At 67.1% G+C, this 6,817-nt stretch carries 6 protein-coding genes; 4 read left to right on the top strand and 2 right to left on the bottom strand.

The features are described from left to right. Nucleotides 1-1,310, bottom strand: a 1,310-nt coding sequence (locus AC1DJN_RS19440) for an ArnT family glycosyltransferase (RefSeq protein ID WP_478039850.1), incomplete at its 3' end; no start/stop codon positions are given. A 132-nt stretch (nucleotides 1,311-1,442) separates the two neighbouring features. On the opposite strand from AC1DJN_RS19440, the gene AC1DJN_RS19435 reads away from it, so the two are divergent. After that, nucleotides 1,443-2,153, top strand: coding sequence for a response regulator transcription factor (locus AC1DJN_RS19435; RefSeq protein WP_025877081.1), 711 nt, complete (start codon nucleotides 1,443-1,445; stop codon nucleotides 2,151-2,153). Continuing rightward, nucleotides 2,143-3,423: a sensor histidine kinase gene (locus AC1DJN_RS19430; RefSeq protein ID WP_032951976.1), complete on the top strand. Its 1,281-nt coding sequence runs from the start codon at nucleotides 2,143-2,145 to the stop codon at nucleotides 3,421-3,423. The genes AC1DJN_RS19435 and AC1DJN_RS19430 overlap by 11 nt, the downstream gene beginning before the upstream one ends. Nucleotides 3,424-3,510: 87 nt before the next feature. Here the strand turns inward: AC1DJN_RS19430 and AC1DJN_RS19425 are convergent, their stop codons facing one another. Next, nucleotides 3,511-3,900, bottom strand: coding sequence for a VOC family protein (locus AC1DJN_RS19425; RefSeq protein ID WP_025877085.1), 390 nt, complete (start codon nucleotides 3,898-3,900; stop codon nucleotides 3,511-3,513). Between the two features lie 156 nt (nucleotides 3,901-4,056). Here AC1DJN_RS19425 and AC1DJN_RS19420 point away from each other — a divergent pair, with 156 nt between their 5' ends. Both AC1DJN_RS19420 and AC1DJN_RS19415 read left to right on the top strand, forming a co-directional pair. Then, nucleotides 4,057-5,307, top strand: coding sequence for a DUF819 family protein (locus AC1DJN_RS19420; protein WP_025877087.1), 1,251 nt, complete (start codon nucleotides 4,057-4,059; stop codon nucleotides 5,305-5,307). Between the two features lie 176 nt (nucleotides 5,308-5,483). Then, complete coding sequence (locus AC1DJN_RS19415; RefSeq protein WP_161763257.1) at nucleotides 5,484-6,623, top strand: DUF3103 family protein; 1,140 nt, start codon at nucleotides 5,484-5,486, stop codon at nucleotides 6,621-6,623. Nucleotides 6,624-6,817: the final 194 nt, after the last annotated feature.

Genomic DNA, 6,817 nt, shown 5'->3' with positions numbered 1-6,817 from the left:
ATCCACAGCAGGCCGTGGGTGAGCAGTACCAGCGTGGCCGCGCGTCGTATCCGCAGCCACACCGCCAGCGTCGCCACGGCGATGGCGAAGGTCAGCAGGCCATCTCCGAACACGGGCAGCAGGGTGTCGGGCATCGCCCGCCGTGCCAGCTGCGCCTGCGCCCAGGGGCTGTCGGTCAGCATCATCACGCCAAGCGCGCCGGTGGCCAGCATCAGCAGCAGGCTGTAGCCGAACAGATAGCGACGCACGCACAGGCGACGCAGCAGGCCGGGCAACAGCGGCGCCACCGCCAGTGCCATCGCCGGCAGCATCGGCAGCACGTACACCTCGCGCTTGCCCGGGCTGGCAGTGAAGAACAGCAGGACCAGCGCGGCCCAGCCCAGCAGCAGCCACTGGCGCTGGTCGCCGCGACGCAGCCGGCGCCACCACGGTTTGACCATCAGCGGCAGCAGCAGCGCACCCGGCAGCCACAGCGTGGCGATCACCTGCAGGTAGTACCAGACCGGCTGGCGATGGTGCCAGGCGTTGGCATAGCGSGTGCCGGTCTGCTTGAACAACAGTTCGTGGGCGTACGACTGCAGTGATGCACTGGGTTCATGCAGCAGCGCCCAGCCCAGCGGTGCCAGCCACACCGCCGTGCCCAGCAGGAAGGCCGGAATCAGCCACAGCAGGCTGGCGGGGTGGGGGCCGTCCACCGGCCGGCCGCGACGGCGCTGGTACAGCCGCCAGCCCAGCCAGGGCAGCACCATCAGCAAGGGCAGGAAGCCCACCCCCTTGGTCACCGTGCCGACGCCGGCGGCGAAGCCGGCCAGCCACAGGGCCGGCAGGTTGCGGCGCTCGCAGAGGTGGCGCAGCAGGCCCCACAGGGCCAGCGTGGTCATGCCCACCAGCACCATGTCGATCTGCGCGCGCTTGGCCATCAGGCCGAACTGCAGGGTGCAGAACAGTGCGCCAAGCGCGTACAACGAATGCCGTGGCGACCATAGCCGGCGTGCCAGGTCGGACACCAGCCACAGGCTGAGCAGCGCGGCCAGCAGCGACGGCAGCAGGAACGACCACTGCCAGCTGCCGACCACCTGGTGGGCGGCGGCCTGCAGCCACATKAACACCGGCGGCTTCTCGGCGTACAGCTCGCTGCCCCGGTGTGGCAGCAGCCACTCGCCGCTCTCCACCATGGCACGTGCGGCCAGCACGAAGCGTGGTTCGTCCGGTGGCTGCGGCTGGCGCATGCCAAGCCCGGCCGCCAGCGCCATCACGATCAACAACCACAGCAGCGGCAGGTGCCAACGGCGGGGCAGGGCAACGGGCACGGCAGGCTCCGGGAGCAAAACGGCCATTCTGATGAGGGGCACGTGGGAAAGCCGTCGGAGCGGCCGGCATGGCGACCGCATTCCGACATCCGCAGCGCTACCATGGCATGAACTTCCGTGGATGTTTCGTGCATGCGCCTGTTGGTGATCGAGGACAACCGCCAGTTGGTGGCCAACCTGTTCGACTATTTCGAGTCGCGCGGGCATGTGCTCGACGTGGCCCCGGATGGCATCACCGGCCTGCACCTTGCCGGCAGCCACCCGTATGACGCGGTGATCCTGGACTGGATGCTGCCGCGCATGGAAGGCCCGGAGGTGCTGCGGCGGCTGCGCTCCGAGCACGCCTCGGAAGTGCCGGTGATCATGCTGACCGCACGCGACGAACTGCCGGACAAGATCGCCGGCTTCCGGGCCGGCGCAGATGATTACCTGACCAAGCCATTCGCACTGCCGGAACTGGAAGTGCGCCTGGAGGCGCTGCTGCTGCGCGCGCAGGGTCGCAATCCGCGCAAGCGCCTGCAGGTGGGCGACCTGGTGCTGGACCTGGCCAGCCTGGAGGCGCAGCGCGCCGGCCAGGTGCTGCACCTGTACCCGGCCTGCCGCAAGCTGCTGGAAGTACTGATGCGCGCCAGCCCGGGTGCGGTCACCCGGCAGCAGCTGGAATTCGCCCTGTGGGGTGACGAACCACCGGACGGTGACCTGCTGCGCTCGCATGTGTACGAACTGCGCCGCAGCGTGGACGGCCCCTTTGCCGACAAGCTGATCCACACCCTGCCACGGGTGGGCTACCGGCTGGCGTCCACCGCAGGCGCGGACGCACGGAACGATGACGATGGCGCGTAAGCCCGGGCCGCTGTATCGGCGGGTGGTGTGGTGGCTGCTGGGCTACCTGGCGCTGATTTCGCTGGCGGTGTTCAGTGTGGGCAACTACGTGCACGAACACGCCGAGCACGCGGCGTGGCGCGCGCTGCTCAATTCCGAACTGGACAGCATCGTCGAGCACACCGAGCACGAGCCGCACTATCGCTGGCAGGACTCGGACACGCTGAGCCTGTTCCGCTTCAATGAAGCCAACATGCCCGCCAGCCTGCGCACCCTGCATCCGGGGTTGCATGACGGGGTGATGATCGGCGAGCGCGAGACGGCGGTGATGGTGCGCGATACCGGCTCGATGGGGCGGGTTGCGCTGGCCCTGGACATCTCCGATTTCCACGATCTTGAACAATTCGCAACGCGCTGGGTGATGCTGGCCGGCATCATCATGATCTTCGTCACCGTGTTGATGGCCTCCTTCGGCATGGAGCGCATGGTGCGCCCCTTGAGCCTGCTGGCCCAGCACATCGGTGCACTGCGGCCCGGCGTGCAGGGCCAGCGCATTGACGTCGATCCGCGCGGCAGTTCCGAGCTGCACACCATCGCCGATGCGCTGAACGATTACCTTGATCGCAACGAGCAGTTCGTCGAGCGCGAGCGGGTGTTCATCAGTACCGCAAGCCATGAACTGCGCACGCCGATCGCAGTGATGACCGGTGCCGCCGAACTGGCGCTGGAGCAGCCCGGCCTGCCTGAGCGCGCACGACAGCAGATGCAGCGTGTGCTGCGTACCGCGCAGGGCGTTGAGCAGCTGATCGAGCTGTTGCTGGTGCTGGCGCGTGATCCCGCTCGCCTGGCTGCCCGTGCCGAGCGCATCGCGCTGGACCAGCTGCTGCCGGAGATCGTCGACGACCATCGCCACCTGCTGGGCGACAAGGACCTGAGCATCGGCATCCAGGCCGCGCCGGTCGACATCGTCGCGCCGCTGGCGGTGGTGCAGGCAGCGATCGGCAACCTGCTGCGCAATGCCATCGAGAACAGCGGCCGCGGTCATATCGAGCTGCGCCTGACCTCGGCAGCGGTGTTGACCCTGCAGGACCCCGGCCATGGCATGAGCCCGGAGGAGATCGCAGCGATCCACGCGCGGATGGCCCGCGGTGAGCGCGGCGACCGCGGCGGCATCGGCCTGGAACTGATCGCGCGGCTGTGCGAGCACCTGGGCTGGACCCTGCAGCTGCAGCCCTGCCAGCCGCGCGGCACCCTGGCCTCGCTCGACTTTGGTACATCGCGGCCAGGCTGACCTGTCCGTCGACCAAGGTCGACGCCTACCAGGCAATGGCCGCGTGCGTTCCGGTAGGTGCCAACCTTGCTTGGCACGCTGGCCGCGTCACCGCCCCGTTGGCCGCGCCACGTGCTGGTCGATCAGGATCACGTTGCCATCGGGATCGGTCAGCTGCAGATAGGCCGGACCTTCGCCATCGGGATCGGCACGCGCCGTGAGCGCGATGCCCTTGGCGTCCAGCTCGGCCTGCACCTCACGCACGTCCTGGAAGGACGCCAGTTCCTGCTTGTGCTGGTCCCAGCCGGGATTGAAGGTGAGCAGGTTGCCCTCGAACATGCCCTGGAACAGGCCGACCACGATGCCGTTGTTGCGCAGTACCAACCAGTTCTGCGCCGCATCACCACCGGTCACCGAGAACCCCAGCGCTTCGTAGAACGCACGTGAGGTGGCCAGGTCCTTCACCGCCAGGCTGACTGAAAAAGCGCCGAGTTGCATGGGGCAGGCTCCAGTAGGGAATGCAGCGATTCTCGGCAGGCCGACGCGCTGCCGCAAGCAGCGCAGCATGACCCTGCGTGAAGACTATGTTAATTTCGACCCGCGCCGCTTATGCGGCGCTTTTCTTTTCCGCTCTTTCGATCGACAGAGGATCCCATGCCGACCGAACCCGCTACTGCCCTGATCAGCAACGACATCGTTGGCCTTGGTCTGATCGCCGCCACCCTTGCCCTGATCTTCTGGGCCGCCAGTGGCCCGACGCCCCTGCTGAAGAAGATCTTCGCCTGGGTGCCTGCACTGCTGCTGTGCTATTTCATCCCCGCCATCTACAACACCGCCGGTGTCATCGATGGCCACAACACCTCGCTGTACAACCCGGTCGCCCGCGATGTGCTGTTGCCGGCGGCGCTGGTCCTGCTGACCCTGTCGATCGACCTGAAGGGCATCGCCAAGCTGGGGCCGAAGCTGCTGCTGGTGTTCTGCGCCGGCACCGCCGGCATCATGCTCGGCGCCATCGTCTCCTTCCAGGTGATGAAGCTGATCCATCCGGAAACCGTGGCTGGCGACACCTGGGCCGGGATGGCCGCGTTGGCCGGCAGCTGGATCGGCGGTGGCGCCAACATGGTCGCCATGCGCGAAGTGTTCGGCACCGATGCCACCACCTTCGGCCAGTTCGCGGTGGTCGACGTGGCCTGCGCCAGCCTGTGGATGGCGATCCTGTTGTTCATGGCCAACCGCGCCCAGCAGATCGATGCCCGCAACGGTGCCGACACCCGCGCCATCGATGAGATGAAGGCGCGCATCAGCGCCTACGAGGCACAGAACGCGCGCATCCCCAGCATGACCGACCTGATGGTGATCGTCGGCGTGGCACTGGGCGGCGTCGGCCTGGCCCATGCCATCGCCGCACCGCTGTCGGGCTGGTTCAAGGCCAATGTCAGCTGGGCCAGCCAGTTCAGCCTCGACAGCCAGTTTGTGTGGGTGATCCTGCTGTCCACCGCGATGGGCCTGACGCTCAGCTTCACCCGTGCACGCCGGCTGGAAGCGGCAGGCGCCTCGCGCCTGGGTACCGTGTTCCTGTATTTCCTGATCGCCTGCATCGGCATGCAGATGAACCTGTTGTCGCTGCTGGATCGTCCGTGGCTGTTCCTGCTGGGGGCCATCTGGATGGCCACCCACGTGCTTGTGCTGTGGATCGTGGCCAAGCTGGTGCGTGCGCCGCTGTTCTTCTTCGCGATCGGTTCGCAGGGCAACATCGGCGCCGCCGCCTCGGCACCAGTGGTGGCGGCAGCATTCCATCCGACGCTGGCGCCGGTGGGCGTGCTGCTCGGTACGGTCGGATATGCCACCGGTACCGGCCTGGCGTATGTGACCGGGTTGATCCTGAAGTGGATGGCCAACGGCTGAGCCCTCTCGCGGCCAGCGACGGAAATCAGGAACGGGTAGAGCCGAGCCCACGCTCGGCTGTTTTTCGCGGGACGCTGCCGGAACTGTGCGGCACATACCGGAACGTATGGCGCGTGCGCCGTAGCGTGGGAAGCTCCTGCCGGCGTTGCCGGCGACGTTCGATGGGGCCGTCGATGATGAAGCAATGGAGGTTTCGGGTTTCCGCACTGGTGCTGTTGCTGGCCAGCACGGGGGCCTTCGCGCAGGGGCCGGTGAGGGCCGGCGGCGCCGATGTGCAGATGCTGACCGATGCCGGTGCGCGCGAGGTGGCGGCACTGATCGCCCAGCCAGGGTTCGCCGATGCAGTGCGCAGCTCGCTGCATGCGGCGCCGGAGCAGGGCGTGCCGGTGCAATTGTTGATGGGCCGTTTCGATCCGCAGGCGCATACGCTGGCCAGTGCATCGCTGGCTGCTGGCGATCGCCAGCTGCGCCAGCGCAAGGGGCTCCCGGCACAGGGGCAGGGGCTGCTGCAGTTGCGTGCGTACGTGCCCGAGGGGCACTCGCTGGCGGCCATCAATGCGCATCCGCTGTGGGTGGCCAGTCTGCCGCGTGGCAATGATCGCGACTGGACCACGATCACCGCATACGACGCGCAGGGCCGCGCGCATGTACTGGATGCGAAACGGGCCCCGGACTTTCCGGTGCTGATCGTCGACGTCGACACGCGGCGCGCCGTGCAGGAGGGCATGGCCCTGGTCAATGCGGGGCTGAAGGCTCGCGGCCTGCAATCGCCCGAACGCATCCAGCTGTCGGCTGACGGAACGCAGGCGTCGCTGGATATCACCCGCCTGGACCGCATCCGCCTGGCGGACGACCAGGAGCCCTGGGCGCTGGGGGCAGCCGAGGTGTTCGCTGTTGTTTCCGGTCTGCAGGTGGGCGCCACCGCACCGGAGATGGTCACCGTCGACATGCCGTACCTGGACTACGACGGTACCGACTACACCCCGCAGCAACCGCTGATCATCTGGGGCAACTATCGCTTCAACGCCGCCAACGTGCAGCTGTTCGAAGATGACGGCGATACCAACTACCAGGAGCTGCTGGTGGCGCTGAGCAACGGCGTCAAAGCCGCACTGGGCGCCTTCGCTCCTGAGTATGCCGTCATCGCCGACATCGCAGGCGCGATCCTCAAGGCCATGCCCACGTCGTGGTTTGCCAATGACATCGACTATATCGACAGCTATTACTTGTTGCAGCGCGGCCAGGCCTACCAGGACCGGATGGGAGCGGCCAACAACGCCAAGGTCACCCTGACCCCGATCACCCTCACGGAGTAGTTACGCCGGGCGGCGCCCGCAACCGCCGGCATCCACGAACAGAAAGGGGCCTGATCCGTTCTCCAGGGAAAACGGATCAGGCCCCGGATGATTCGCACCGTCACCGGAAATCTGTCAMAGGTGGGGCGGTGTGGGCTTGCAGGACCGTTGGCGCCATGGATGGCGCCATCGAGCCCCCATGGACGGGTTTACGG

The organism is Stenotrophomonas sp. 05L414_2, assembly GCF_056397905.1.
Note: the sequence above shows the minus strand (reverse complement) of the source record. Positions and strands in the feature narration are given on the sequence as shown.